25 protein-coding genes and 1 tRNA gene are annotated in these 25,110 nt (G+C 69.9%); 11 read left to right on the top strand and 15 right to left on the bottom strand.

All coding sequences use genetic code 11. The features are described from left to right. Positions 1-654: 654 nt before the first annotated feature. Together ACK4YQ_RS15975 and ACK4YQ_RS15970 are read left to right on the top strand one after the other, a co-directional pair. Positions 655-1,521, top strand: coding sequence for a hypothetical protein (locus tag ACK4YQ_RS15975; RefSeq protein WP_409612610.1), 867 nt, complete (start codon positions 655-657; stop codon positions 1,519-1,521). A gap of 258 nt (positions 1,522-1,779) precedes the next feature. Then, complete coding sequence (locus ACK4YQ_RS15970; RefSeq protein WP_409612609.1) at positions 1,780-2,118, top strand: hypothetical protein; 339 nt, start codon at positions 1,780-1,782, stop codon at positions 2,116-2,118. A 46-nt stretch (positions 2,119-2,164) separates the two neighbouring features. Here the strand turns inward: ACK4YQ_RS15970 and ACK4YQ_RS15965 are convergent, their stop codons facing one another. Together ACK4YQ_RS15965 and ACK4YQ_RS15960 are read right to left on the bottom strand one after the other, a co-directional pair. Next, positions 2,165-2,380: a helix-turn-helix domain-containing protein gene (locus ACK4YQ_RS15965; RefSeq protein WP_409612716.1), complete on the bottom strand. Its 216-nt coding sequence runs from the start codon at positions 2,378-2,380 to the stop codon at positions 2,165-2,167. 255 nt (positions 2,381-2,635) lie between these two features. Continuing rightward, a tRNA-Met gene (locus ACK4YQ_RS15960) sits at positions 2,636-2,712 on the bottom strand. Between the two features lie 109 nt (positions 2,713-2,821). Here ACK4YQ_RS15960 and ACK4YQ_RS15955 point away from each other — a divergent pair. The 3 genes from ACK4YQ_RS15955 to ACK4YQ_RS15945 are packed head-to-tail and all read left to right on the top strand — an operon-like array spanning position 2,822 to position 6,903. Then, positions 2,822-3,850: a glycosyltransferase gene (locus tag ACK4YQ_RS15955; protein WP_409612608.1), complete on the top strand. Its 1,029-nt coding sequence runs from the start codon at positions 2,822-2,824 to the stop codon at positions 3,848-3,850. Continuing rightward, positions 3,851-5,644 (top strand): asparagine synthase (glutamine-hydrolyzing), encoded by a 1,794-nt coding sequence (gene asnB, locus ACK4YQ_RS15950; RefSeq protein WP_409612606.1) that lies wholly within the window; start codon positions 3,851-3,853, stop codon positions 5,642-5,644. It abuts the gene before it with no gap. Between the two features lie 11 nt (positions 5,645-5,655). Beyond that, positions 5,656-6,903 (top strand): PQQ-dependent sugar dehydrogenase, encoded by a 1,248-nt coding sequence (locus ACK4YQ_RS15945; RefSeq protein ID WP_409612604.1) that lies wholly within the window; start codon positions 5,656-5,658, stop codon positions 6,901-6,903. Positions 6,904-6,975: 72 nt separating this feature from the next. Here ACK4YQ_RS15945 and ACK4YQ_RS15940 read toward each other — a convergent pair whose 3' ends face one another. The 3 genes from ACK4YQ_RS15940 to ACK4YQ_RS15930 all read right to left on the bottom strand — a co-directional run bounded on the left by ACK4YQ_RS15940 (position 6,976) and on the right by ACK4YQ_RS15930 (position 9,692). Beyond that, entirely contained in the window at positions 6,976-7,920 is a 945-nt protein-coding gene (locus ACK4YQ_RS15940) for an NAD(P)H-dependent flavin oxidoreductase (protein WP_409612602.1), read from the bottom strand. A gap of 145 nt (positions 7,921-8,065) precedes the next feature. Continuing rightward, a complete protein-coding gene (locus ACK4YQ_RS15935; protein ID WP_409612600.1) occupies positions 8,066-8,698 on the bottom strand; it encodes an SMI1/KNR4 family protein in 633 nt (210 codons plus the stop codon). A 184-nt stretch (positions 8,699-8,882) separates the two neighbouring features. Then, entirely contained in the window at positions 8,883-9,692 is an 810-nt protein-coding gene (locus tag ACK4YQ_RS15930) for an SDR family NAD(P)-dependent oxidoreductase (RefSeq protein ID WP_409612598.1), read from the bottom strand. 107 nt (positions 9,693-9,799) lie between these two features. On the opposite strand from ACK4YQ_RS15930, the gene ACK4YQ_RS15925 reads away from it, so the two are divergent. Beyond that, complete coding sequence (locus ACK4YQ_RS15925) at positions 9,800-10,165, top strand: winged helix-turn-helix transcriptional regulator (RefSeq protein WP_409612596.1); 366 nt, start codon at positions 9,800-9,802, stop codon at positions 10,163-10,165. 169 nt (positions 10,166-10,334) lie between these two features. Here the strand turns inward: ACK4YQ_RS15925 and ACK4YQ_RS15920 are convergent, their stop codons facing one another. Further along, a complete protein-coding gene (locus ACK4YQ_RS15920) occupies positions 10,335-11,447 on the bottom strand; it encodes an NAD(P)/FAD-dependent oxidoreductase (RefSeq protein WP_409612594.1) in 1,113 nt (370 codons plus the stop codon). 40 nt (positions 11,448-11,487) lie between these two features. After that, positions 11,488-12,150: a TetR/AcrR family transcriptional regulator gene (locus ACK4YQ_RS15915; protein ID WP_409612592.1), complete on the bottom strand. Its 663-nt coding sequence runs from the start codon at positions 12,148-12,150 to the stop codon at positions 11,488-11,490. Positions 12,151-12,293: 143 nt separating this feature from the next. On the opposite strand from ACK4YQ_RS15915, the gene ACK4YQ_RS15910 reads away from it, so the two are divergent. The 4 genes from ACK4YQ_RS15910 to ACK4YQ_RS15895 all read left to right on the top strand — a co-directional run bounded on the left by ACK4YQ_RS15910 (position 12,294) and on the right by ACK4YQ_RS15895 (position 16,585). Then, positions 12,294-13,589 carry a tetratricopeptide repeat protein gene (locus tag ACK4YQ_RS15910; RefSeq protein WP_409612590.1) on the top strand — a complete coding sequence of 432 codons (1,296 nt, stop codon included), beginning with the start codon at positions 12,294-12,296 and terminating at the stop codon, positions 13,587-13,589. A 107-nt stretch (positions 13,590-13,696) separates the two neighbouring features. After that, entirely contained in the window at positions 13,697-14,869 is a 1,173-nt protein-coding gene (locus ACK4YQ_RS15905; protein WP_409612588.1) for a serine hydrolase domain-containing protein, read from the top strand. Positions 14,870-14,974: 105 nt separating this feature from the next. After that, positions 14,975-15,859: a TauD/TfdA dioxygenase family protein gene (locus ACK4YQ_RS15900; RefSeq protein WP_409612586.1), complete on the top strand. Its 885-nt coding sequence runs from the start codon at positions 14,975-14,977 to the stop codon at positions 15,857-15,859. Positions 15,860-15,901: 42 nt separating this feature from the next. Beyond that, complete coding sequence (locus ACK4YQ_RS15895; RefSeq protein WP_409612584.1) at positions 15,902-16,585, top strand: DUF4336 domain-containing protein; 684 nt, start codon at positions 15,902-15,904, stop codon at positions 16,583-16,585. 82 nt (positions 16,586-16,667) lie between these two features. On the opposite strand, the gene ACK4YQ_RS15890 is transcribed toward ACK4YQ_RS15895, so the two are convergent. From ACK4YQ_RS15890 to ACK4YQ_RS15865, 6 genes are all read right to left on the bottom strand, one after another. Next, positions 16,668-17,954: a dicarboxylate/amino acid:cation symporter gene (locus tag ACK4YQ_RS15890; protein WP_409612582.1), complete on the bottom strand. Its 1,287-nt coding sequence runs from the start codon at positions 17,952-17,954 to the stop codon at positions 16,668-16,670. Between the two features lie 140 nt (positions 17,955-18,094). Continuing rightward, a complete protein-coding gene (locus ACK4YQ_RS15885; protein ID WP_409612580.1) occupies positions 18,095-18,496 on the bottom strand; it encodes a DUF1801 domain-containing protein in 402 nt (133 codons plus the stop codon). Positions 18,497-18,525: 29 nt separating this feature from the next. After that, positions 18,526-18,948, bottom strand: coding sequence for a DUF1801 domain-containing protein (locus ACK4YQ_RS15880; RefSeq protein WP_409612578.1), 423 nt, complete (start codon positions 18,946-18,948; stop codon positions 18,526-18,528). A gap of 4 nt (positions 18,949-18,952) precedes the next feature. Then, positions 18,953-19,168, bottom strand: coding sequence for a hypothetical protein (locus ACK4YQ_RS15875; RefSeq protein ID WP_409612577.1), 216 nt, complete (start codon positions 19,166-19,168; stop codon positions 18,953-18,955). A 23-nt stretch (positions 19,169-19,191) separates the two neighbouring features. Continuing rightward, a complete protein-coding gene (locus tag ACK4YQ_RS15870) occupies positions 19,192-19,602 on the bottom strand; it encodes an SRPBCC domain-containing protein (RefSeq protein WP_409612575.1) in 411 nt (136 codons plus the stop codon). Then, the gene (locus tag ACK4YQ_RS15865) at positions 19,599-19,922 is read right to left on the bottom strand and encodes an ArsR/SmtB family transcription factor (RefSeq protein WP_409612573.1); all 324 of its coding nucleotides are present in this window, start codon (positions 19,920-19,922) and stop codon (positions 19,599-19,601) included. The genes ACK4YQ_RS15870 and ACK4YQ_RS15865 overlap by 4 nt, the downstream gene beginning before the upstream one ends. A gap of 220 nt (positions 19,923-20,142) precedes the next feature. On the opposite strand from ACK4YQ_RS15865, the gene ACK4YQ_RS15860 reads away from it, so the two are divergent. Then, on the top strand, positions 20,143-20,571 hold the full coding sequence (locus ACK4YQ_RS15860; RefSeq protein WP_409612571.1) for a VOC family protein: 429 nt from the start codon (positions 20,143-20,145) through the stop codon (positions 20,569-20,571). Here the strand turns inward: ACK4YQ_RS15860 and ACK4YQ_RS15855 are convergent. Then, a complete protein-coding gene (locus ACK4YQ_RS15855) occupies positions 20,554-21,486 on the bottom strand; it encodes a LysR family transcriptional regulator (RefSeq protein WP_409612569.1) in 933 nt (310 codons plus the stop codon). The genes ACK4YQ_RS15860 and ACK4YQ_RS15855 overlap by 18 nt on opposite strands. Positions 21,487-21,566: 80 nt before the next feature. Further along, on the bottom strand, positions 21,567-25,010 hold the full coding sequence (locus ACK4YQ_RS15850) for an indolepyruvate ferredoxin oxidoreductase family protein (protein ID WP_409612567.1): 3,444 nt from the start codon (positions 25,008-25,010) through the stop codon (positions 21,567-21,569). Positions 25,011-25,110 lie beyond the last annotated feature (100 nt).

The following is a 25,110-nucleotide window of genomic DNA, read 5'->3' as shown; positions in this document are numbered from 1 at the left end:
CTCGCGCGTCTTCGGGCCGCCATCAAATCGAGGCCGCGGGGGCGGGCCCGGGAATGACCGTAGTCCGCCCGCTCCGACGGCGCGGAGGGCGACGTCGGCTCGCAGGCAAGCAGGAAAACGCCGCGCGACGACGAGCGGACGCGTGGATTGCCGGCTTCAAGGAAGGCCGCGTTCGACCGAAACCGACCCTTCTGAGATCTCGGCAAGGTCCGATCGCTGGCGATGTCGGGGCGGAAGAGAACCCTGGTAGCTGGGGGCCGCTACAGCCTGGCCCATACACCCCCGCTGCTCGTTATTCTGAAGCTACTGCCGCAGATGAAGAGGGCTGTCCGCCGTCCCCTAAAGCCTGCTTACCGCCCGCTCCAGGCCGTCGCGGCAGGCGCGCCGTGGCTGAGCAATTGCGGGTGACAGACCGCGGATGTTCTTGTATTGTTCACGCCGCGCTTCCTCGGTTGTGGAAATATGTACGTTCACGCACTCAGTGAGTACGATCGTCGGGGGTCGTGGCAGTCTGCGGCCCACCGTGCGGGGGCGTGCGACGAATTCATGCGGAATGATCGACGGCAGTTCTACATCTACGACTTGGAGGTTGGCGCGCGGAAGGCGGGAGCGGCGATACCGGACATAGCCGAAGTGGTAGGTGTCTGGGAGGCTATGACGAATGCAGGCCGCACCTTCCCGATCCGACGCGGCGACGCCACTCTCCTGATTGGCGACATGGAGATCGACCAAGCTCGCGCAGTCGCAACACTACTTGTCAGACTTTCGGACAAGACAGCGCCCAATGCCGTCTACTCCGACCCCCAAGCAGGCCATTTCCAGGAGCACGTGAAGGAGGGAAACCAAGGCGCTGACGTCGGGTGCCACGTGCTTATTTCGCTCGCACCGGAGATTGGCCTACCGAACACCTACACCTGTGCGGTGGAACGGATGCCGGGTCTGCCCTCCGATCTTGTACGGCGATTGCTGTCCAAGCTGCTCAATTACGAGTATCGCGCGAACCCAGCCTTCTACCAGTATCCCCATCCGGGGGGCGGCCAGGACCGGCACGGGAACCCACGATTGGACCGTTGCTGTCCCCACATTGAACTGCGGGGGAGGCCGTCGGATACCCTGATCAACGACATCAACAACGGTCACCTTTCCGGTGTGTCACTGATTCGGACCGAGGCCGCGACACCCATTGGCGGTGCGGCCTATCTGACGAAGAAGGCTTCGGAGCTTAAGCTGGCGATCGATCACAACAACCTGCCTGCCAATCTATGGCAGGGGCTCCAGCAAGCGTTTCAGCAGAATGCGGGGGCCTATCCAGTGGCGAAGGTGGCGTACCGCACCCCCGGTTCGAGCCGAAGCGTCACCGTCGAGATCGACTCCCATAACGGAACGCCGCTAAATGACATCTACGTTAAGTCATTCGAACTGAGGAATATATTTCCGTTTCTCGCCCAATCAACGCGATCTATTGTCCCGCACCTTCGGGATTTGGCGATCCCGCAACTCGTGGCTGAACGGCACGTCTAGATGCTTACGCAACTTTCATACGAGTTGCTGCGCGGGTTTGCGTATCTAAGGATACGCCATGCCGAAATACGCGTCTATAAATTCTGGCTACCACTGCTCCTGTGGTCAATTCTACTTACCACGTACCTTGTTCTTCCGATTAAGCCGACCCTCCTGGGGAAGGATGGAGCAATTTCAGCTACGTTGTCCGTGATATCTATCCTTCCTGGGTTCTTTTTTGCCGGCCTAGCCGCAGTCGCGACCTTTGGGAGCCCGGCGATGGACCGCGAAATGCCTGCACCCGCACCCGAGATTGACCTTCTCGTTAGCGGGCGAAAGGTGGCTTCCCGTCTGACGCGTCGCCAGTTTTTGGCTTACCTATTCTCCTATCTCGTGATCATTTCGTTCCTTCTATGTTTTGGTATGATTTCGCTAAATATCATCGCACCATCTCTTGATGCGCTTCACAGCGGATTGGCAGACATGCGCTTCGGCGAGAATGTGTGGGCATTCGGAAAGATTGTAGTTGTTGGTTCTATCTTGGCACTACTCAGCTCAATGCTGGTTACCACGCTGCACGGAGTGTTCTTTCTTGCCGAGAAAATCCACCAGCCTTAAGTCGGACTACGGACCTAACCCGCCACCCTCTATGGTCTGGTCCGGCTTAGCGTTGGTCCGTCACGAGTAACTCGACAGGCGGCACGCTTAGCGCCGCAGCTATTCTAGTAATCACTAGAAGACTAGGATTCCGCCGTCCGCGCTCGATACCCCCTAGGTACGTGAGATCGATGCTCGCCTCGAATGCGAGCTGCTCCTGCGTGAGGCCGCGCTCCTGCCGCACACGCCTAACATTCCCGCCGAAGATCGAGCGCCAGTCCATCGCGGGATGGGGCGCGACCAGGACTATAGTCCCTATACCGTCCGGGTGGACAGCCACCGCCCCGCAGCCGCGAACGATGACTACGCCGACGGCGAGGATCCCTACCTAGCCGACCGGGCGGCGGAGGCATTCCTCAGGTTTCTCATAGCCTTAGCTGAAGCAGACGAAGCGCAGGACTACGCACGCTTCATCGATGTATGAGCCAGGTTGTAGCTGGGCCACCCTTTAAGACTTTGATTTTGCAGGAGAAAACCGTGGTAGCTGGGGGCGGGATCGAACCGCCGACCTGTGGGTTATGAATCCACCGCTCTAACCATCTGAGCTACCCAGCCATGGGTCCCGGCGCGATCGCTCGCGCGCGAGGCGCGGGTTATAGGGTGTCGCATTCTTCGGTTCAAGCCGCTTGGGTGCGGGCGCGAGCGCGGCTAGGGTCGCCGGCGCATGAGCGTGCTTCACCTCCTGGGAACGGCCGGCGAAGGCGGCGCGGAGACCTATTTCGTCGACCTCGTCCGCGCATTGGCGGAGGCCGGGGTGGACCAGGCCGCCGCCCTTCGCGCCAACCCCGGCCGCCAGGCGGCCCTGGCCCAGGCGGGCGTGCCGGCCGAGGTGTTCCGCTTCGGCGGGCCCATCGACCTTTTCACCCGGCCCCAGGTCGCCCGCTTCGCGCGGCGACAGGAGGTGAAGGCGGCTCTGGCCTGGATGAACCGGGCCGCGCGGCACACGCCGAAGGGCCCGTGGGCGCGGATCGGCCGCCTGGGCGGCTATTACAGCCTGAAGTACTACAAGGGCTTCGATGTGCTGGTGGCCAACACCGAGCATATCGCCGACTGGATCGTCGAGCAGGGCTGGCCGGCGGGCCAGGTGCGCTACATCCCCAATTTCGCCGACGCCCCGGACGAGGCGGCGCCCGCCGACCGCGCGGCGCTGGACACCCCCGCCGAGGCGCCGCTGCTGCTCGGCATGGGCCGGCTGCACGAGGTGAAGGCCCACGACGTGAGCCTGAAGGCGCTGGTCGGCCTGCCGCAGGCCTATCTGTGGATCGCGGGGGCCGGACCGCAGGAGGCCAAGCTGAAGGCCCTGGCCACGGCCCTGGGGGTCGCCGATCGGGTGCGGTTCCTGGGCTGGCGCAACGACGCCTCGGCGCTCTACCGGGCCGCGGACGTGTGCGTCTTTCCTTCGCGCTACGAGCCCCTGGGCAATGTGGTGATCCAGGCCTGGGCGCACGGCCTGCCGGTGGTGGCCGCGGCCAGCCAGGGGCCCTCGGCCCTGATCCGCGACGGGGACGACGGCCTGCTGGTCCCGGTGGACGAGGCCGAGGCCCTGGCCGAGGCGGTGCGCCGGGTGCTGGACGAGCCGATGCTGCGCATCCGCCTGGTGCAGCACGGCGCCGAGCGGGTGGAGGCAGACTTCTCCCGCGCCGCGGTGGTCGCCCGCTGGCGCGACCTCTTCGCCGACCTCGGAGCGGGCTGAATGTGCGGGATCGCCGGGGTGCTGGGCGCCGACGGGGCCGTGCGCCCCCTGATCGAGGCCCTGGCCCACCGCGGGCCGGACGGGATCCGGGTGGAGACCGTAGGCGAGGCGGCCCTGGCCCACGCGCGGCTGTCGATCATCGACCTGGAGGGCGGCTGGCAGCCGCTGCACGCCGCCGGCTCGACGGTGATCGGCAACGGCGAGATCTACAACTATGTGGAGCTGGCCGAGAACTTCCAGCTCGGGCCGGCCCTGGCCACCGGCTCGGACTTCGAGCCGCTGCTGCACCTTTACGCCCGCGAGGGCGAGGCCGCCTTCGAGCGGCTGCGCGGGATGTACGCCCTGTGCCTGATCGGCGGCGACGGCCGCACCTGGCTGGCGCGCGACCCCTTCGGCATCAAGCCGCTCTACACCCTTGAGCTGGAGGGGGGCCTGGCCTTCGCCTCCGAGCCGCGGGCGTTCCTGAAGGCGGGGCTGGTGGGCGCGGAGCTGTCGGCCGACCGGGCGCGGGAGCTTCTGGCGTTCAACTACACCCTGACCGAGGAGACCATCTTCAAGGGCGTGCGCCGCCTGGCGCCGGGGGCGCTGGTCGAGGTGGCCGGCGGGCGGATGGTGGAGCGCGGGCGGCGCCTGGCCCTTCAAAGTCCCCCCCAGTCCTTCCGGGACAGGTCCCCCACAGGGGGAGCGTCTGGCGGCGAAGATTCTCCCCCCCTGGGGGCGGTGGCCGCGAAGCGGTCGGAGGGGGACCTGAGCGACTCCGCGCTCCTCGCCCGGCTCGACGCGGTGCTGGAGGACAGCGTGCGGGTGCACCAGCGCTCGGACGTGCCCTACGGCCTCTTCCTGTCGGGGGGGATCGACTCGGCGGCGGTGGCGACGCTGATGGCGCGGCTGAACGCACGGCCGGTGACGGCCTTCACCTGCGGCTTCGACGCGCCCGGCGCGCGGGACGAGCGGGCCCAGGCCGAGCGGGTGGCCCGGGCGCTGGACCTGGACTGGCGCGAGACCCGGTTCGGCGAGGAGGACTTCTGGCGGATCCTGCCGCAGGTGGCCTGGGCGATGGACGACCCCACCGCCGACTACGCCTGCCTTCCCACCTACAAGCTGGCCGAGGCCGCGAAGGGAACCCTCACCGTCGTCCTCACCGGCGAGGGCGGCGACGAGCTGTTCGGCGGCTACGGCCGCTATCGCCGCGCCCTGCGGCCGGCCTGGCTGGGCGGACGGCCGGCCGAACCGCGCACGGACGATCCCGGCGTGCTGGCCCGCTGGCGCGATCAGGCCAAGGCTCCGGCCGAACTGAGCGGGACCCTGACGGGACTGCAGAAGGCTCAGTGGGCGGACGTGGCCACATGGCTGCCCAACGACCTTCTGACCAAGCTCGACCGCTGCCTGATGGCCCATGGGCTGGAGGGGCGCACGCCGTTCCTGGACCCGCAGGTGGCGGCCTTCGCCTTTCGGCTGCCAGACCGGATGAAGGTGCGCGGGCGATACGGCAAGTGGCTTCTGCGCAAGTGGCTGGAGGTCGCCTGTCCGGCGGCCGAGCCCTGGGCCCGCAAGCAGGGCTTCACCGTGCCGGTGGAGGCCTGGATCGCCCCGCGCGCCGGCGACATCGCGGAACGGATCTCGCGCCTGGACGCTGTGCGGCAGGTGCGGTCCCCCGAGGCGGTGCGCGCGGCGTTCGCGGCGGAGGACGGCGGCCAGCGCTGGCCGCTGCTGTTCTTCGCCGTGTGGTCGCAGATCCACCTGGAGGGCGCGCCGCCCAAGGACGCCCTGGCCGCCGTGGCCGGACCCATCTGAAGGAGACGACCTTGCCCAGCCCCCGCCTGTTCGCCGCCGCCTCGATCGCCGCCCTCCTCTGCGCCTGCGGCGGGCCGGAAGGCGCCGCCCAGCCGGCGGCGGACCGGGCCCAGGCCGCCCCCCCGGTGGAGACCCGCCCGCCCAACGCCGAGGGCCAGACGCCGGCCTTCCCCGCCCAGACCCGCGCTCCCGAGGTGCAGGCGAACGTGGCCTACGAGACCACGGTGGTCGCCGAGGGGCTGGACCATCCCTGGGCCATCGCCTTCCTGCCCGACGGGCGGATGCTGGTGACCGAGCGGGCCGGCCGCCTGCGGATCGTGGGCGCCGACGGGACGCTGTCGGCGCCGGTGGCGGGGCTGCCGGCGGTGGACGCCCAGGGCCAGGGCGGGCTCCTGGGCCTGGCCCTCGACCCGGACTTCGATGAGAACCGGCTCGTCTACTGGAGCTATGCGGACCGCGACGCCGAGGGCACCCGCACCAGCGTGGCGCGGGGGCGGCTGGAGCCGGGCGCGCCGCCGCGGCTGGAGGACGTGCAGGTGATCTTCCGCCAGGCGCCGGCGATGGAGTCCACCATGCACTACGGCGGGCGGCTGGTGTTCGCCCCGGACGGGACGCTGTTCGTGACCCTGGGCGAGCGCTCGATCCTGCCGGGCCGGATGCAGGCCCAGCGCCTGGACAGCGACCTGGGCAAGGTGGTGCGGATCAAGGCCGACGGCTCGATCCCCGGGGACAACCCCTTCGTCGGGCGCGAGGGGGCGCGGCCGGAGATCTGGTCGATCGGCCACCGCAACATCCAGGCCGCCGCCATCAACCCCCTGACCGGAAAGCTGTGGGAAGTGGAGCACGGGGCCCGCGGCGGCGACGAGCTGAACATCCCCGAGGCCGGCAAGGACTACGGCTGGCCGACCATCAGCTACGGCCAGGAGTATTCCGGCAAGCCGATCGGCGAAGGGATCACCGCCAAGGAGGGCATGGAGCAGCCGGTCTACTACTGGGACCCGGTGATCGCGCCCTCGGGCATGGCCTTCTATCAGGCCGACCTGTTCCCGAAGTGGAAGGGCAGCCTGTTCGTCGGGGCCCTGGCGGGCCGGCACGTGGCGCGCCTGACCCTGGACGGCGACGAGGTGGTCGGCGAGGAGCGCATCCTGACCGAGCTGAAGCAGCGCATCCGCGACGTGGCGGTGGGTCCCGACGGGGCGCTCTATGTCGCCACCGACAGCGCCGAGGGCCAGGTGATCAAGCTGACGCCCAAGGGGTGAGGCGCAGGGCGCCTTTCCCTCCATGCGGGGGCCGCTCGCGGTCCCCTTCGATCCCCTTGGGACGCTCCCGGGCTAGGCGCCGATCGGCGCGTAGCGGTTGGACATGGCCGCGATGGTCTCCTCGAACTCGGCGATGGTCTCGGCGATGATCTCGGCCACGGGCCGGACCGCCTCGATGCGGCCGGCGACCTGACCCGACAGGGCGATCGAGCCCTCCATGTCGCCGCCGAAGTAGAGGTCGAGGGCGTTCTTGAACTCGCCCATGATGTTGTCGCCGCCCTCGCGCTCGTAGGCCGAGGTCTTCTCGGTGCGCAGCGCCCGCAGCGCCGGTCCCGGGCCGAAGCGGTTGAGGAACACCGTGTCGGTTTCCTTGGCCGCGACGATGGCGTCCTTCCAGTTGTGGTGGACCGGGCTTTCGGCGGAAGAGACCATGCGCGTGCCCATCTGCACCCCCTCGGCCCCCAGGGCGAAGGCGGCGGCCATGGTGCGCCCGCAGGTGATCCCGCCGGCGGCGATGATCGGCACGCCGACCTTGGAGGCGACGAGGGGCAGAAGGACCATGGAGGCCACCTCCCGCGGGTTCTTGAAGCCCCCGCCCTCGCCGCCTTCGACCACAAGGCCGTCGACCCCGGCCTCCACCGCCCGCAGCGCCGCGTGCAGGGACGGCACCACATGGAAGACCGTCAGGCCCGCCGCCTTGAGCTGGCCGCAGTACTTGTTGGGGTCGCCCGCCGAGGTGGTGACGAACTTCACACCCTGGTCCACCACGAAGGAGACGATGTCCGGGTCGCGCACGAAGGCCTGGGCGATGTTCACCCCGAACGGCTTGTCGGTGAGCTCGTGCATCTTGCGGATCTCGGCGTGGATGTTGTCGAGCTCGCCCGAGGAGGTCTCGATGATCCCCATGCCGCCGGCGTTCGACACCGCCGAGGCCAGGGGCGAGCGCGCGATCCAGCCCATCGGCGCCTGCACGATGGGGTATTTCACCCCGAGCATCTCGGTGATGCGGTTCTTCATGGCGTCCTCCCGTTTTCAAACGGATGTTCGCACGGGCGCGGCCGCGAACTCAATGGCGGGGAAGGCCGGCAGGGGAACCTTGATGTGGAGCCTACCTGGAGCGGCACATCGAAGGTCTCAGAAGGGTGGGAAGGAGATGTTGCGGCTATCGATTTCGCTCGACGAGATCGGACCAGAACCGGACGTGCTTAATGTGCTGCGGCAGCGGATGGCGCGGATTGACGAACTCGCGCTCGAAGTAGTTCGCCAAGTCGCCACCGTAGTAGATCACGTCGGACTGATAGACCGAGAAGACTGGGTTCCCAGCCTCGTAAGGTTCCGCCGGCAGGTAGCGATGCGAGACCAGCGGGATCAGTTTGGGGGCCTCGTTGACAACCTTCGTAACCACCTTTGACCGAGCCTCGGGAGTTCCGGGACGATCACCCCACTCTGGCCACCATAGCGCGTTGTTTTCGACGTCGAACAGCAGACCCTCCAAGGGCCACTTCAACATCTCCCGGATTTCCTTGTCGTCCGAACGCCAGTCGTAGGCGAGTACGGGCCGACGATCCCGGAGCAGCGCGAGCAGATCGGGCGGAAATACGAGGCCATACTTCGCCTGCGCGACATCAAGTTCGGATTGGGTATAGCCCTCTGCCCAGAGGCGCCCTTCCGCCCGACGCTTCCGCTGGAACTCGCTCATGATCGGTTTGCCAAGAGTGGCTGCCACCGTTGCGCCTGCTACCGCGTCCTTGTCGTTTTGACCTATGGCGGCGGCTCCCGAGCCGGTGGCCAGCACGGCTCCAAGTCCGAACGTGAAGGATCGCCGTCCCGTGCGCATGCGTGCATCTAGCCGGGCTGTAGCAGTCGGATCAATCAGCGCAGCCGACGCTGGAGCAATGTCCGAGATGGGTCGAAAGCCGACATTGGGACCGCGCCTATTAGCCCGGTCGCCAGGTCGACCGTCATGCGCCGGGGACGGCCTATGGCTCTGCGTAGCGAGCCGCCGGCGTCGCATCGAAAGCGCCCTGAAGCGCGCGACTTCCGGCCGCTTCGTAGTCGCGCAGCAGCGCCTCGTCGTGGACGGACGGCGCAGTCACCCTTTCGCCAAGATCGAGGCCGCGAAGGGCGGCGCGGACCAAGTCCTCGGTGGTCATGACGATCTCCGGCGGCAAGGGCTCGAGTTCGGTCCCGCCGGCGACCTCCCAGCCCTCTGAGACGACAGCGCCGGGCAGGACGAGTTGCACGCGGACCGGCGTGCCCTCCACCTCGCTCTGGAGGCTCTGCGTGAAGAGATAGACGTAGGCCTTGGTCGCGCCATAGACCGGAATTCCCGGATAGGGCGCGAAGCCGGCGCCGGACCCGATGTTGATCAGCGCGCCTCTCCCCCGCGAGGTGAACGCCGCGATCGCGACCTTCGACAGGAGCGTTAGCGCCGTGACGTTCAGGGCGATCATGCTGGCGATCGTCTCGTCCGGCGTTTGCGTCAGCGGCTTCAGGGCCGAGAAGCCGGCGTTGTTTACGAGCATCGAGATCGCGGCGTCGGCCTCGAGGCGATCGACCAGCATCGCAACGCCCTCGGGTTTCGAGAGGTCGCAGACGAGGACTTCGGCGAGAACGCCATGGCGTTCGGCCAGCTCGGCCGCCAGCCGCCGCAGCCGGTCCTCCCGGCGGGCCACGAGGACCACGTCATGGCCCCGGGCGGCCAAGCGCTCAGCATAGACCTTGCCGATCCCGGATGAAGCGCCCGTGACGATCGCGGCGCCGAGTTTGGACGAGATGAGCCTGTTCACTTTGCCTCCTCGCTGTGACACCAGCGCACAGCAGGAAGGCTGGGTGTATTCTATATACTTAGTGTCAATTGGGCACTAGAGTTAGCCTAGGTATCGCCGAGGAAACCATGCCGTACACGGAAGAGCAGGTCATCGAGACCGTGCCGATTGTCAGGCCGGTGCTTGAGCAGATCGCGCACAAGTGGTCGATCCTGGTTCTCACGTTTCTCTGCGAGGAGCCCAAGCGCTTCAATGCGCTCAAGCGACGCCTGGACGGCGTCACCCAGAAGGCGCTCACCGACACGCTGCGGCGGCTTGAGCGTAACGGGCTCATCGAGCGGCAGGTCATAACCACCTCGCCCATCGCGGTCGTCTATTCGATCACGCCGCTGGGCAGGACGCTCCAGGACCCCTTCCTCGCCCTCTACGACTGGGCGCTCCGCCATCAGGGCGACCTGCAAAGGGCTCACGCGCGCTTCGACCGGGCGGGCTAGCGGCGATGTCGGCCTGCGCCACCACGAGCGAGGTCAGGCCGACCGAAAGCCAGTTCGCGCACCAGAGCTGGGCCACCGCCGCCTCGTCGGCCGCCGCGTAAGGTCTTAGCTGCATGGCGTCATGCCTGGGCCGGCGGCGGCGCAGAGCCGACCAGCCGGCCGCGCGGCCCTAAACCCCCAACCGCCCAGCCACCTCTTCGCCGATCGCCAGCGACGACGTCAGCCCGGGGCTCTCGATGCCGAACAGGGCGACCAGGCCGTCGAGCCCGTGCGCCTGCGGGCCGTCGATGCGGAAGTCCGGCTGCGGCTCGCCGGGGCCGTGCAGCTTGGGGCGCACGCCGGCGTAGTCGGGCTGCAGGGCGCCGTCGGGCAGGTCCGGCCAGAACTTGCGGATATAGCGGTAGAACTCCGCCGCCCTCGCCGGATCGACGCTGTAGTCCGGCGCGTCCACGTACTGCAGGTCCGGGCCGAACACGGCCTGGCCGCCCAGGTCGCGGCGATAGTGGGTGCCCAGGGCCCCGGGGATCGGCGGCGGATAGATCAGGCGGCTGAAGGGGGCGCGGCCGCTCAGGCGGAAGTAGACCCCCTTGCCGAAGTGCGCCGCAGGGATGCTCGCCTTGGGAAAGCCCTCGATGGTCGCGGCGACCGCCTGGGCGGACAGGCCCGGCGCGGTGACCAGCAGGCGGCAGGTCAGGCCGACCGGCTCGGCGCCGCCGGCGCGGACCGAAAAGCCCCCCGCCTCCAGGGGACCGGCGCCCTCGAACGGGGTGGAGAGCACGACCGCCCCGCCGGCGGCCTCGATCTCGCCCTGGAGGGCCAGCATGTAGCCGTGGCTGTCGAACACCCCGCTCTGCGGCGAATGCAGGGCGGCGAGGCAGAAGAGCTCCGGCTCCATGGCCTGGGCCTCGGCGCGAGTGAGGCGGGCCACGCCCTCCACGTCGTTGGTGCGGGCCTGCGCGTAGATCGCCTCCAGCCGCTCGACGCCGGCCTCGTCGGTGGCGACCACCAGCTTGCCGCAGCGGTCGTAGGCGACCTTGTGCGCGTCGCAGAAGGCGTAGAGGGCGCGCCGGCCCTGGACGCACAGCTTCGCCTTGAGCGAGCCGGTGGGATAGTAGAGCCCGCCGTGGATCACCTCGGAATTGCGGGCCGAGACGCCCTCGCCGATCAGGGGGCCCGCCTCCAGCACCGCCACCGACAGGCCGCGCCGGGAGAGGGCGTAGCCGCACGCCAGCCCCACCGCGCCCGCGCCCACCACCACCGCGTCGAAATCGAAATCCGCCATGCCCCTGCCCTAGCCCAGGCGGCCGGCCCAGGGAACCACCTCAGCGCTCGGCGAACAGGCGCCGGACGGTGTCGCGGTAGAGCAGGATCTGGTCGGAGACGACGCCCGGGCGGCCGAGGGTCTTGGCCACGGTGAAGGCGCCGAAGATCGTCGACCAGGCGGCGTCGGCCAGGGCTTCCACGTCGATCTCGGCGTTGGGGCGGTAGACGCGCACGATGTCGTCGAGCCAGCGGCGGACGCGGTCGCGCCAGGCGGCGACCATCTCGGCGTTGGCCTGGCGAACGTCGTGGGCGAAGGACCGCTCCTGATAGGTGACGGTGGCCACCAGGCAGCCGGGCGTGAGGTCCAGTCCGCCCTCCACCGCCTCGGCGTAGAGGCGCAGGTAGATCAGGAAGCTGTGCAGCGGATCGTCGCTGAGCTCGCGCGCGCGGGCCTCGACGCGGTCCAGCAGCTCCTCGTTCTGCCGGCGGTAGCGGGCGACCACCTGGCGGGCGAGGTCGTTCTTGTCCCGGAAGTGATAGAAGAAGCCGCTCTTGGAGATGCCGGCGCCGTCGACCAGCTCTTCCACGGAGGTGGCGGCGAAGCCCTTGGCGATCATCGCCTCATAGGCGAGGTCGAGCAGCCGGGCGCGGGTGCGCTCGCCCTTGGACCGTTCGTCGGACTGCACCTGGGGTGCAGTTTTGGCCTGGATGCCGTTCGCCAAGGGACGCCTCGTCCGCCTCGCCGCCGCTTCGAGCCCTTTCCATAACACGGTTTTCCCGTTCTGCGGGAAACCGACCGCGCGACCGCTGGAGGCGATGCGACGGTAAAATATCCTCCGGTCCTCCCCGAAACGAGGACGAAGCGATGACCAACAAGGATGATCTTGGACTGACCCTGTCCGGCGCCAGCGCATTTGCGGCGGACAACTACCGGCAGGCCGTGCGCGCCTACCACCTCTACGCCGGCGATCCCCTGCCGCTGCTGCAGGCGGCCTGCGCCGACAGCCCCGGCTTCGTCATGGGCCGCGTGCTGACCGCCTACCTGACGCTGGTCGGCTCCAACGCCCAGGCCCAGGCGATCGGAGTCGAGGCCTTCGAGGCGGTCAGGGAGACGCCCGGCACGGACCGCGAGCGGGGCCACGTGGCCGCCGTCGGCCACCTGCTGTGCGGCGAGGTCGCCGCCGCGGCGCGGGTGCTGGAGGACGTCGCCATCGAGCATCCGCGCGACACCCTGGCCCTGCACATGGGACAGATCGCCGACTTCATCGGCGGCGACGCGCGGATGATGCGGGACCGCATCGGCCGGGCCCTGCCCGCCTGGTCGAAGGACATGCCGCACTACCACGCGGTCCTGGGCCTGCACGCCTTCGGGCTGGAGGAGACGGGGCTCTACGACCGGGCCGAGGCGGCGGGGCGCGCGGCGATCGAGCTGGAGCCGCGCAACGGCTGGGCCCGGCACGCGGTGGCCCACGTGCTGGAGATGCAGGACCGCCGCGCCGAGGGCGTGGCCTGGCTGCGCGACGACCTCGCCGCTTGGACGCAGGACAGCTTCTTCCAGGTGCACAACTGGTGGCACCTGGCCCTCTTCCACCTGGGCCTGGGCGAGACCGACGAGGTGATCGCGCTCTACGACGGGCCGATCTGGGGCTCGCAGTCGGACCTTTCCGTCGACCTGATCGACGCGGCGGCGATGCTCTGGCGGCTGCACCTGCGGGGCGTCGAGCTCGGCGGACGCTGGGCGGCGCTGGCGGACGTGTTCGAGCGTCGCGGCGGGCTGGGCCTCAACGCCTTCGAGGACCTGCATGCGGCCATGGCCTTCGTGGGGGCGGGCCGCGAGGACGCCGCGGCCGCGGTGCTGGCGGCCCAGGCCGGCGCGGTCGCGGACAATGCGGCCTATGTGTCCGAGGTCGGCGGGCCGGCGATCGAGGCGATCTGCGCCTTCGGGCGGGGCGACTATGCGCGGGCCGTGGAGCGCCTGCGCCAGGTGCGAAACCGTTCGGCCCGGTTCGGCGGCAGCCACGCCCAGCGCGACGTGCTGGACCTGACGCTGATCGAGGCCGCCTCGCGCCAGGGCGACCGCAGCCTTGAGCGGGCGCTGCTGGCCGAGCGGGCGGCCGCCTCGCCCCTGGCGGCCGGCGCGCCCCGGCGTCTGGCCGCCTGAGAGGGACCGGGCGGATCGGACGGGCGGCCGCCGTGCGCGGCCGCCCCCCGGCTTGCTTAACCGCGCCCCTCCGCTAGCTTGGCTGAAAAACAAGCATCGGGGACTTCATGAAAAAGCTCTGCTCGGCCCTCGCCCTGGCCGCCGCGACTCTCCTGGCCGTTCCCGCCCTGGCGGGCGACCCGCCGCCGCCGCCCGGCGGGGCGGCGATCCTGACCTGGACCCTGGACCAGCAGAAGTACGGCTACCGCAACATGGAGAAGGTGAACCCGCACCATGTGGTGGCCAGGGGCGACCATGTGCGCGCCTTGCCCCAGGGCGAGCCGATCGACCCGAAGTGGAGCTGGGCGGGCAAGGACTACACCGTCGACAGCTACATGGCCGAGATGCGCACCTCCGGCGTGCTGGTGCTGAAGGACGGCGAGATCGTCCTGGAGCGCTATGGCCTGGAGCGCGGGCCGAACGACCGCTGGACCTCGTTCTCGGTGGCCAAGTCGGTGACCGCCATCCTGATCGGGGCGGCCCTGAAGGACGGCCACATCAAGAGCCTGGACGATCCGGTCAGCGCCTACATCCCGGAGATGAAGGGCAGCGCCTATGACGGCGTGAGCGTGCGCCAACTGATGACCATGACCTCGGGCGTGAAGTGGAACGAGGACTACCAGGACCCGCAGTCGGACGTGGCCAAGGTGGGGCTTTCGATCCTGGAGCCGGGCGTCAACCCGGTGGTCAGCTACATGCGCCGGCTCCCGCGGGAAGCGCCCGCCGGGGAGAAGTTCGTCTACAAGACCGGCGAGACGGACCTGGCGGGGATTCTGGTCTCCAAGGCGGTCGGCAAGCCGATGTCGCAGTACCTGTCCGAGAAGGTCTGGGCGCCCTACGGCATGGAGCAGGACGCCATCTGGGTCGACGACGTGGCCGGCCACGAGCGCGGCGGCTGCTGCATGTCGATGACCCTGCGCGACTACGCCCGCATCGGCCAGTTCATGCTGGAAGACGGGGTGATCGACGGCGAGCGGGTGCTGCCGGAAGGCTATGTGGCCGACGCCACGGCCGAGCACGTGAAGCTGCCGGAAGGCGCCGGCAACACCGGCTACGGCTACTTCTGGTGGCTCATGCCGAACGGCTACGAGGCGGCTGGGATCTTCGGCCAGAGCATCATCGTCTATCCCAAGGAACGGCTGGTGATCGCCATCAACTCGGCCTGGCCCTCGGCGGACGCCGACGAGCTGTGGGCCGCACAGGCCGCCCTCGGCCGGGCCGTGCGCGAGGCGGCGAAGTAGCGGCGGCGGCGCAGGCGGGCTGGACTTGGCGGGGCTCTGGGCGCGAAGCTCTCCGCCAAGAACCAGACGCGCGCGATCAGCGCGCCGAGCGGAGGAGCCCAGCCCATGACCGTCGCCGTCCTTTCCAAGCATGTCCCGATCCAGCCGACCCGGCGCACCCGCTACGGCTCGTTCGAGGTCACGCCGATCTCGCCCCACATCGGCGCGGAGGTGCGCGGGGTGGACCTGTCGAAGCCGATCAGCGAGGAACTGATGGCCGACATCCGGGCGGCCTGGGCCGACTGGCTGGTGCTGGCGTTCCGCGACCAGCGCCTAGACCGGGAGGCGCACAAGGCGTTCGGCCGCCGCTTCGGGCGACTGCACGTGCATCCCATGCACCATGGCCGACCTGACCAGGACCCGGAGATCCTGGTGGTGAAGACGACCGCGCAGTCGGCGTACACCGCCGGCGAGGGCTGGCACACGGACGTGAGCTGCGATCCCATCCCGCCGATGGCCTCGATGCTCTACATCACTGAGACGCCGGAGTGCGGCGGGGGCGATACGCTGTTCGCCAACATGTACATGGCCTACGAGATGCTCTCCCCGGCCATGCAGGACTTCCTGGGCGGCCTGACCGCCGTGCACGACGGCGCCCTGCCCTACATCGGCAGCTACAAGTCGACCCCGCCGGAGGGCGGCTATCCGCGCAGCGAGCATCCGGTGGTCACGCGCCACCCGGACACCGGACGGCGGGTGCTGTTCGTCAACTCCGGCTTCACCACCCACATCGCGGGCCTGCACCGCTGGGAGAGCCGCGCGATCCTGGACATGTGCTTCCAGCTCCTGCAGCGCGAGCCCAAGCTGCACTGCCGCGTGCGCTGGGAGCCGAACACCCTGACCCTTTGGGACAATCGCTGCACCCAGCACCAGGCGGTCTGGGACTACTATCCCTATTCCCGCTACGGCGAGCGGGTGTCGATCCTGGGCGACCAGCCGCCGACGTCCTGAACCGCCCTTGCCCGAGGGCGCACGCCGTGCATCTTGCCGGCCATGCTCCAGCCTTTCGCCGACGAGATCTGGATCGCCGCCGGCCCCACCGCGGATGTGGCCGGCTTCACCTATCCCACCCGGATGGCGGTGATCCGCCTCTCCGGCGGCCGGCTCTTCATCTGGTCACCGGTCGCCCTGAGCGAAGACCTCCGCGCCGCCGTCGAGGCGCTGGGCGAGGTCGCCTTCCTCATCGCGCCGAACAGCCTGCACCACCTCTTCCTGCCTGAGTGGAAGGCCGCCTATCCGCAGGCCCGCCTTTTCGCCGCCCCGGGCCTGGCCGACCGGCGCAGGGACATCGCCTTCGACGCCGAGCTTGGCGACAAGCCCGCGGCTGAATGGGCCGCCGAGATCGACCAGGCCGTCTTCGCCGGCAACCGGATCACCGAGGAGGTCGTCTTCTTCCACCGGGCCAGCCGCACGGCGATCTTCACCGACCTCATCCAGCATTTCCCGCCCGGCTGGTTCACCGGCTGGCGCGCCCTGGTGGCGAAGCTGGACCTGATGAGCGCGCCGCGGCCCGAGGTTCCGCGCAAGTTCCGCGTCGCCACGAGCGACCGACGGGCCGCCCGCGCCGCCCTGCAGCGCATCCTCGCCTGGCCGACCGACCGGGTGCTGATGGCGCACGCCCCGCCTGTGGAGGCCGGCGGGAGGGCGTTCATCGCGCGCACCTTCCGCTGGCTGTAGGGCGCGCCGCGGAGATCGCCGCCCGCGCCGGCCACGTCGCTTCGCCTATGTGAGCGTCGGCGCCGCCGGCCTGCCGGCCGCCCTACTCCACCGGCCTCGCCCGGTAGGCCGGCTCGTCCAGTTCGCCCTCCCACTTGGCGACGGTGACCGCCACGGCCAGGTCGGCGGTGTTGTTGGGGATGGTGCGGGTCATGTCCAGGAGCCGGTCGAACGGCAGGATGAAGCCGACCACCAGGGCGGTCTGCTCGGCCGAGACGCCGATGCTGGACAGCACGGCGGCGAGCATGAACAGGGAGGCCGAGGGGATCGGAGCGGTGCCGATCGCCACCAGCACCGTGGTCAGGCCGGCCAGGGCGAGCTGGGTGACCGTCAAGTCCAGGCCGAACGCCTGCACGGCGAACATGGTCAGAAGCCCGATGTAGAGCGCAGTGCCGTCCATCGACATGGTGGTGCCGATCGGAAGGGCCGTGGAGGCGACCGTGTGGCTGACCCCGAGGTTCTTCTCGGCCACCCGCATGGCCACCGGCAGGGTGGCGGCCGAGGACGAGGTGGTGAAGGCCACGATCACCGCATCGGGGATGTCGCGGAAGAAGGGCCAGGCCGGCACACGGGCGGCGAACCGCAGGAGCCCTCCGTGCACCACCAGGGTCTGGATGGCGCAGCCGACGACCAGGGCGACGGCCAGGAGGAAGACGTGGAAGAACACCTCGATCCCCGAGGTGCCCATCACCCAGGCGATCAGGGCGAAGACCCCGAGGGGCGCGGTCTCCATCACCCCGCGCACGATCACCAGCATCATGTCCGCGCCGACGTCGAACAGCCGCTTCACCGGCGCAGCGCGCTCGCCGAGCGCCAGGATCGAGGCGCCCAGCAGGATGGAGAAGAAGATCACCGCCAGGATGTCGCCCTCGGCCAGGGCCTGGAAGGGGTTGAGCGGAACGATGCCCATGAGCTGGTCGGCGATGGGCGGCGCCTCGCCCAGGGCGCGGGGCGCGACGCCGGCGAAATCCACCCCCGCGCCGGGGCGGAAGACCGCGCCAAGCGCCAGGCCGACGGTGACGGCGATGGCGGTGGTGAAGAGATAGAGCCCAAGGGTGCGGCCGCCGATCGAGCCGAGGCGGCGGGTGTCCCCCACCGAAGCCACCCCCGAGACGATGGAGACGAACACCAGGGGCGTGACCACCATGCGGATCAGGCGGATGAAGAGGTCGCCGATCCACTTGGTCGCTTCGGTGGCCTCGCCGAACACCAGGCCTGCGGCGACGCCGAGGACCAGCGCCAGGGCGATACGCTTCCAGAGCACGACGTCGAACCACATGCGTCGGATCAGGCTGCGGGCCGGCGGGGTGTCTGTGGAAGGCTCTGCCATGCGCTCTCCCCAAGGCGGGGCCCCTGACTAAGGCGCTCGCCGGTAAAGCGTTCCAGGCTAGGTAAAGCTTGGCCGCCCGCCAACCCCGCGGAGCCGCGGGGCGATGACCATGCCGTGATCGCAGGCGCCGGGCGGGCGACTCAGCGCCGGGGGGCGGCGTTCAGCGCCGCGGCGGCGCGGACGAGGTCCTTGAAAGCGTCCCAGTCGAAAGCCTCGCCCTCGCCGATGTCGATGGCGCGGCGCACGGCGCCGTCGAGGCTGGAATTGAACAGGCCCTTGGGGTCGGGGAGCGAGGCGCCCCAGGCGAAGGTGAGCTTGACCGCCTGCCTGTAGGTCTCGCCCGTGCAGATGATCCCGGCACGCTCCCAGACCGGCACGCCCCGCCACTTCCAGGTCTCCGCCACCTCGGGCACGGCCTGGTGGATCGCGGCGCGGACCCTGGCGAGCGTCTCGCCCCGCCAGTCGGCGAGTTCGGCGATGCGGGCGTCGATCAGTTGCGAGGGGCTCGGCTCGCCCGCCCGCGGGGCGGGGTTCTTGGTCATGCCGTGGGCTCCTGTCTGCGGCCGGGGGGTCACGGACTCCACCCCGGCCGTTGGGAGGCCTGGCCGATCCAGCGGATCAGCAGCGCCTCGTCGAGGTCGTCGTTCTCGTGGATATGCAGGTAGCGCGTGTTCGGGTCCTTGGATCCGACCGGCGGCGGCGGATCGAGCGACGCGCCGCTGAAGAAGGCGACCTTGACATACCTGTCGTAGCAGTGGGCGCTGAGGAACCACCCCTGGCCCTCGACCCCGTACATCGGCGAGTTCCATTTGACCGCCTTGCGCACCCCCGGGACCGTGCGCTCGATCAGGGCGTCGAGGCGGGCGCCGACCTGGCGCTTCCAGCCCGGCATGGCGGCGATGTAGGCCTTGACCGGACCATCGCCCTCGCCCTTCGGAATCTGCGGATTGCCGCCGGCCAGAAGCCTCGGCCCGCCGGGATTCGCCTCCGCCATGGCCTCACCCCGCAGCCCCGGCGCGCCGCCTGGCCGCATACGGCAGGACGAACAGATAGAGCCCTGTGGCCAGAAGCGGGATCAGGGGGACGAAGGCCAGAAGACCGATCCAGACGGCCTGCGACTTCATCCCCAGGGCGACGAGATTGGCGACCACCGCCGCCGAGAAGGCGACGGACAGCCAGCGGTGGATGCGGCGCACCCAGGCGTTGAAGCTCAATGGGACCTCCTTGCGGGGGCGCGTCAGTCGAGGCGCGCCAGCACCTGTTCCATGTTGTCGAGGAAGCGCGGCCAGCCGGCGGTCGCGCCGCGGTAGGCCATCTCCTGCTCCGGTCCGAAGCCGGCCTGCTCCATGCGAAGGCGGGTGCCTGCGGCCGTCGGCGTCAGCGTCCAGGTGACGACGGTGTCCAGGCCCATGCCGGCCCAGGTGTAGGCCAAGGTGCGGTGCGGCTCGACCGTCAGCACCCGGCAATCGACGCCGCCCCACTCGGCGCTGAAGCTGAATTCATGGCCGGCCACGGGGGCGAACTCGCAGGCCATCAGCCACTCCCCGATCAGGTGCGACTGGGTGAGGGCGCGCCAGATCTTCTCCGGCGGGTGCGGCATCTCCCGTTCGACGACGACGGTGCGGGCGGCGGTTGCGGTCTGGCTCATTGGTCCATCCTGTTGAGCAGGTCCTCGAGGCGGTCGAAGCGGGCCTCCCAGAAGCCGCCCATCTGTCGGGTCCAGTCGACCAGCGGCGCCAGGGCGGCGACCTGGGCGCTGTAGTGGGTCTGGCGCCCGGCGTGGCGGTCGCGCACCAGGCCGGCCTGCTTGAGGACGCCCAAGTGCTTGGAGACCGCGGGCTGCGAGACGCCGGCCACGGCCGTGAGCGCGCCGACGGTCTGCTCGCCGTCCTGGCACAGACGCTCGAAGATGGCTCGGCGGGTCGGGTCCGCCAGGGTGCGGAAGAGGGTGTCGTGGGCGCCGTTCATTCGAAATGCATAACTCGCTGGCTATGATTTAGATCCATAACCAATCAGCTATGAATTGGCAATGCGCTTTCGCAGCGCGCAGCGGGCGCGGCCGCCGCCATTGTTGCGCCGGATCGAACACGGCATTCGATCCGGGCGGAGAACCCGGGCGCTCGCCCCGTGGTAGCCTGACCCGCAGAACAGAACTGCGGGCCTTGCCCCGCAATGGGAGAACGCCGCCATGGCCGACGAGCAGGTCAACGTCCGCTACATGGTCGACGACGTCGAGGCGTCGGTCGACTGGTACGTCACCCGCCTGGGCTTCAAGCTGCTCTGGGGGGCCGGCCCCGCCTTCGCGGCGGTGGGACGCGGTCCCCTGATGCTGCAGCTGAGCGGGCGTACGAGCTCGGCGGGCCGTCCGATGCCGGACGGGACCCAGCCCGTCCCTGGCGGCTGGAACCGGTTCCAGCTCGTCTGCGCCGACCTCGCCGCCGAGGTCGAGCGGCTGCGGGCGAGCGGGGTGAAGTTCCGCAACGAGATCGTCACCGGCCCCGGCGGGTCGCAGATCCTGGCGATCGACCCGTCGGGAAACCTGGTGGAGCTGTTCCAGCCCGCGGCCGGCGATCGGGTTCGTCCGCCGCAGCCCGCGCCGTCAGCCGAGGCCGGCTGACCCCGCTTCCGGGGCGGGCGGGCCCCAGTTGCGCGCCCGCAGGAAGTCGATGAAGGCGCGCAGGGGCGGCGGCGTCTGCCGGCGGCTGGAGTGGCAGAGCATGAACTCCACCGGCGGCGGGACCCAGTCCTCCAGCAGCGAGACGAGCCGTCCCTCGGCCACCAGCTCGCGCGGGCGGCTGGAGAGGATGTGGGCGATTCCCGCGCCGCCGAGGATCAGGCGCAGCTCGAAATCGCGATCGTTGACGACCGGCCCGGCGCCGAGCGGCGGCTCGACGAGGCGCGCGCCGTCGCGGAACCGCCAGGGCAGCAGGGCCCCGTTCGGCAGCCGGTAGCGCAGGCAGGCGTGGCCGACGAGGTCCTGCGGCGTCTGCGGCGTCCCGCGCCTGGCGAGGTAGTCCGGCGAGGCCGCCACCATGAACGGCACGGGCGGGCCGACCCGCACCGCGATCATGTCGCGCTCCACCAGGGCGCCGGCCCGCACCCCCGCGTCAAAGCCGCCGCCGACCACGTCGATCGCGCCGCTGTCGATCGAGACCTCCACCGAGATCGAGGGATGGGTCGCCAGGAAGTCCGCCAGCGCGGGCCCGATGATCGAGGCCGCTGCGGGCGGCGCCACCGTCAGCCGCAGGTGCCCGACCACGGTGTCGCGGAACTCGGCGACGATGTCGGCCGCGGTCTCGAAGGTGTGCAGGGCGGGGCGCAGCTCGGCGTGGAGCTTGCGGCCGGCGGCGGTGAGGACGACGCTTCGGGTGGTGCGGTTGAACAGCCGCACGCCCAGGCGCTCCTCCAGCTTGCCGATGCGGTGGCTGAGGGTGGAGACGGCCACGCCGAGATGCCTGGCGGCGCTGGCGAATCCCCCGCGCTCGGCGATCGCCACGAAGGCCGCCAGCTCGCTGAAGTCGGCTCCGCGCACGTTCGTCCCCCCTCCCGTTCGGAGCGCAGGCGAACACAGGCGCTCGCCCGTGTCACCCCGGTCCGCGAGGGGCGAGGCGCCTAGGCGGTCCCGAGGGCGGGTTCGGCGGGGTGGGCGGCCGCCTCCCAGCGGCGCCAGAGGAGCGCTTCACGGGCCTTGGCCTGCTTGACCGCGGCGTCCTTCACGTGGCCGAAGCCGCGGATCGCCTGCGGGACCTCGGCGATCTCCACCGCCAGCGGCGCCCGCTCCGGGGTCAGACCGTCCAGCAGCCGCGTCACCGAGGCCTCGTATTCGGCGATCAGGGCCCGCTCCATCCGCCGCTCGGCGCTATGGCCGAAGGGGTCGAAGGGGGAGCCGCGGAGGCCCTTCAGGCGCGCCAGGAGGGGGAAGCCGGCGTCGAGCATCCAGCCGCCGAAGGCGATCTTCTTCGGCTTTCCGTCCGGGCCCTTGGGCGCCAGCAGCGGCGGCGACAGCCACACCTTGGCCTTGCCGCCCTTGAAGGTCTCGGCGCGGTAAGCGCCGAAGCGGCCGTCGGTATAGAGGCGGGCGACCTCGTACTCGTCCTTGTAAGCCATCAGCTTGAAGAGGTTCACGGCCACGGCGCGGACCAGGGCTTCGGATGCGGCCGGAGCGGCGGCGACGCGGTCCACCAGAGCCCGGTAACGGGCGGCGTAGGCGGGGTTCTGGTAGGCGGCGAGTTCGGCGCTGCGGGCGGCGATCAGCTCGCCCAGGTCCTGGGTCTGCGGGGTCGGGCCGGCGGGGGCGCTCGCCTGGCGGGCCGCCGGGTCGTGGGCGGCCATGCGGCCGATCTCGAAGGCCTGGAGATTGGCTTCGGCCTCCACGCCGTTCAGCCGGATCGCGCGGTAGAGGGCGCGGCTGGAGACCGGCACCAGCCCCTTCTGCCAGGCGAAGCCGAGCATGATCATGTTGGAGTAGATCGCATCGCCCAGGCGCGTTTCGGCCAGGGCCTGGGCCGGGGCGGCGTCATAGGCCCTGGCGGCCGCGGCGATGCGCCGGGCGGTGGCGTCGGCGTCGAACTGGGCGTCGCGGTCGGTGACGAAGTCGGCGGTGGGGGAGAAGTCTGCGTTGCCGCAGGCGATGGTGCGGTCCTTGGCGTAGAGGGCCAGGGCGTCGGCGCCGGCGGCCACCAGCATGTCGCAGGCGATCAGCACATGGGCGCTGGCCGCGGGGACCCGCCCGCCGACCACGGTGTCCTCGGTCTCGCCGATGCGGACGTGGCTGAACACCGCCCCGCCCTTCTGGGCGAGGCCCGTCATGTCGACCACCGAGGCGGCGCGGCCGTCCACGTGGGCGGCCATGGCAAGGATCGAGGCCACGGTGGTCACGCCGGTGCCGCCGACCCCGGTGAAGACGATGTTGCGCACGCCCTCCAGCGGCTCGAAGGCCGGCAGCGGGGTGGAGTCCGCCGTGAGCGTGGGCATGGCCTTGCGATGGGCGTTCTCGGCGCCCTCCAGGGTGATGAACGAGGGGCAGAAGCCGTCCAGACAGGAGTAGTCCTGGTTGCAGGTCGACTGGTTGATCTTGCGCTTGCGGCCGAACTCGGTGTCCAGCGGCTCGACCGACACGCAGTTGGAGGCCCGCGAGCAGTCGCCGCAGCCCTCGCAGACCAGCGGATTGATCATCACCCGGCGGGGAGCGGCGTCCATCATGCCGCGCTTGCGGCGGCGGCGCTTCTCGGTGGCGCAGACCTGGTCGTAGAGCAGGACGGTGACGCCCGGGGTCTCGCGCAGGGCGCGCTGCACGGCCATCAGCTCCGTGCGCGGCTTGACCTCGACCCCCGGCGCCAGGTCGCCGACGCCCTGGTAGCGGGACGGATCGTCGGCGACGATCACGGTCTTGGCCACGCCCTCGGCGGCGAGCTGGCGGGTGATCTGGGCGGGGGTGAAGCCGCTCTCGGCCCGCTGGCCGCCGGTCATGGCCACCGCGTCGTTGAACAGGAGCTTGTAGGTGATGTTCGAGCCGGCGGCGACCGAGGCGCGGATCGCCAGGGAGCCGGAGTGGTTGTAGGTGCCGTCGCCGAGGTTGACGAAGACGTGCTTCTCCTCGGTGAACGGGGCCGCGCCGACCCAGGACAGCCCCTCCCCGCCCATGTGGCTGGTGAGGTCGGTGGAGGGGTCGTTGAAGCTGGCCATGTAGTGGCAGCCGATGCCGGCGAGGGCGCGGCTGCCTTCGGGCAGGCGGGTCGAGGTGTTGTGCGGGCAGCCCGAGCAGAAGAAGGGCTTGCGCTGCTGGTCGGCGGCGAGGGTGACGGCGGCCATGGAGGCGGCCGAGACGCGGGCCAGGTAGTCGTTCACCCGCTCCATGTGCGGGCCCGCCGGCAGGCGGTCGGCGATCGCCAGGGCGACCTCGGCCACAGACAGGGAGCCGAGTTCGGACAGCAGCGGGTGGCCGTGCTCGTCGACCTTGCCGATGATCCGCGGCCGGGCGTGGGCCGGCAGCTCGTAGAGCGCGGCGCGGGCCTGGGTCTCGATCAGGGGGCGCTTGTGCTCGATCACCATGAGGGTCTCGAGCCCGGCGGCGAAGGCGCGCAGGCCGGTCGGCTCCAGCGGCCAGGGCATGCCGACCTTGTAGATGGAGACGCCTAGGTCGGCGGCCTCGGCCAGGGAGATGCCCATGGCCGCGAAGGCCTCGATCACGTCCTTGTAGGCCTGGCCCTGGCAGGCGATGCCGAGGCGCGGCCGGTGCGAGGGCAGCACGACCCGGTCGATCCGGTTGGCCCGGGCGAAGGCCAGGGCGGCCGGGATCTTGTGGGTGCGCAGCCGCCGCTCCTTGTCCAGCGGCTGATCCTTCAGGCGGATGCCGAGGCCGCCGGCGGGCATGGGAAAGTTGGCCGGGGCGACAAACCGGTGGCGCTCGAGGGAGACGTCGATTGTGACGCCCGAGTCCATGGTGTCGGCCAGCGCGATGAGCCCGACCCACAGGCCCGAGAAGCGCGACAGGGCGTAGCCGAGGAGGCCGTAGTCCAGCACCTCCTGCACGTCGGCCGGCGAGAGCACCGGCATCTCGAAGTCCTGGAAGGCGAACTCGGACTGGGAGGGCAGGGTCGAGGACTTGCAGGCGTGGTCGTCGCCGGCCACGGCCAGCACCCCGCCCTTGGGCCAGACTCCGGCGAAGTTGGCGTGCTTGAAGGCGTCGCCGGTGCGGTCGACGCCGGGCGCCTTGCCGTACCACATGCCGAACACGCCGTCGTAGCGGGCGCCGGGGAAGAGGTTGGCCTGCTGGCTGCCCCATACGGCGGTGGCGCCGAGGTCCTCGTTGAGGCCTTCCTTGAAGACGATCTCGGCGGCGCGCAGGTGCTTCTCGGCGCGCCTGGCCTGCTGGTCGAGCCCGCCGAGGGGGGAGCCGCGATAGCCGGACACGAAGCCCGCCGTCTTCAGCCCCGCCGCCGCGTCGAGGCGGTGCTGGTCGAGCAGGACGCGCAGCAGGGCCTGAACGCCGGTGATGAAAACCCGACCTTCGGTGAGCAGAAACTTGTCGTCCAGCGTCACCCCGGCATGCCGCATTGCAAATTCTTTCCTTTTCGGGCTCCCTAACAGCTAGAGAAGATCATATAAGAACGCCGCAATTGCTTGCCAAAGGTATGCCCCGATCGGTCGGGTTTGG

Source organism: Phenylobacterium sp., assembly GCF_046291545.1.
Lineage (GTDB): Bacteria > Pseudomonadota > Alphaproteobacteria > Caulobacterales > Caulobacteraceae > Phenylobacterium.
Note: the sequence above shows the minus strand (reverse complement) of the source record. Positions and strands in the feature narration are given on the sequence as shown.

Excerpts from the sequence above, each read along its gene's own strand:
- ACK4YQ_RS15955 (WP_409612608.1), top strand. The coding sequence starts at position 2,822 with ATGAGCGTGCTTCACCTCCTGGGAACGGCCGGCGAAGGCGGCGCGGAG.
- ACK4YQ_RS15970 (WP_409612609.1), top strand. The coding sequence starts at position 1,780 with ATGGACCGCGAAATGCCTGCACCCGCACCCGAGATTGACCTTCTCGTT.
- ACK4YQ_RS15940 (WP_409612602.1), bottom strand. The coding sequence starts at position 7,920 with ATGAAGAACCGCATCACCGAGATGCTCGGGGTGAAATACCCCATCGTG.
- ACK4YQ_RS15885 (WP_409612580.1), bottom strand. The coding sequence starts at position 18,496 with ATGACCAAGAACCCCGCCCCGCGGGCGGGCGAGCCGAGCCCCTCGCAA.
- ACK4YQ_RS15925 (WP_409612596.1), top strand. The coding sequence starts at position 9,800 with ATGCCGTACACGGAAGAGCAGGTCATCGAGACCGTGCCGATTGTCAGG.
- ACK4YQ_RS15860 (WP_409612571.1), top strand. The coding sequence starts at position 20,143 with ATGGCCGACGAGCAGGTCAACGTCCGCTACATGGTCGACGACGTCGAG.
- ACK4YQ_RS15870 (WP_409612575.1), bottom strand. The coding sequence starts at position 19,602 with ATGAGCCAGACCGCAACCGCCGCCCGCACCGTCGTCGTCGAACGGGAG.
- ACK4YQ_RS15920 (WP_409612594.1), bottom strand. The coding sequence starts at position 11,447 with ATGGCGGATTTCGATTTCGACGCGGTGGTGGTGGGCGCGGGCGCGGTG.
- ACK4YQ_RS15910 (WP_409612590.1), top strand. The coding sequence starts at position 12,294 with ATGACCAACAAGGATGATCTTGGACTGACCCTGTCCGGCGCCAGCGCA.
- ACK4YQ_RS15880 (WP_409612578.1), bottom strand. The coding sequence starts at position 18,948 with ATGGCGGAGGCGAATCCCGGCGGGCCGAGGCTTCTGGCCGGCGGCAAT.
- ACK4YQ_RS15895 (WP_409612584.1), top strand. The coding sequence starts at position 15,902 with ATGCTCCAGCCTTTCGCCGACGAGATCTGGATCGCCGCCGGCCCCACC.
- ACK4YQ_RS15865 (WP_409612573.1), bottom strand. The coding sequence starts at position 19,922 with ATGAACGGCGCCCACGACACCCTCTTCCGCACCCTGGCGGACCCGACC.
- ACK4YQ_RS15975 (WP_409612610.1), top strand. The coding sequence starts at position 655 with ATGACGAATGCAGGCCGCACCTTCCCGATCCGACGCGGCGACGCCACT.
- ACK4YQ_RS15900 (WP_409612586.1), top strand. The coding sequence starts at position 14,975 with ATGACCGTCGCCGTCCTTTCCAAGCATGTCCCGATCCAGCCGACCCGG.
- ACK4YQ_RS15890 (WP_409612582.1), bottom strand. The coding sequence starts at position 17,954 with ATGGCAGAGCCTTCCACAGACACCCCGCCGGCCCGCAGCCTGATCCGA.
- asnB (WP_409612606.1), top strand. The coding sequence starts at position 3,851 with ATGTGCGGGATCGCCGGGGTGCTGGGCGCCGACGGGGCCGTGCGCCCC.
- ACK4YQ_RS15905 (WP_409612588.1), top strand. The coding sequence starts at position 13,697 with ATGAAAAAGCTCTGCTCGGCCCTCGCCCTGGCCGCCGCGACTCTCCTG.
- ACK4YQ_RS15850 (WP_409612567.1), bottom strand. The coding sequence starts at position 25,010 with ATGCGGCATGCCGGGGTGACGCTGGACGACAAGTTTCTGCTCACCGAA.
- ACK4YQ_RS15965 (WP_409612716.1), bottom strand. The coding sequence starts at position 2,380 with ATGGACTGGCGCTCGATCTTCGGCGGGAATGTTAGGCGTGTGCGGCAG.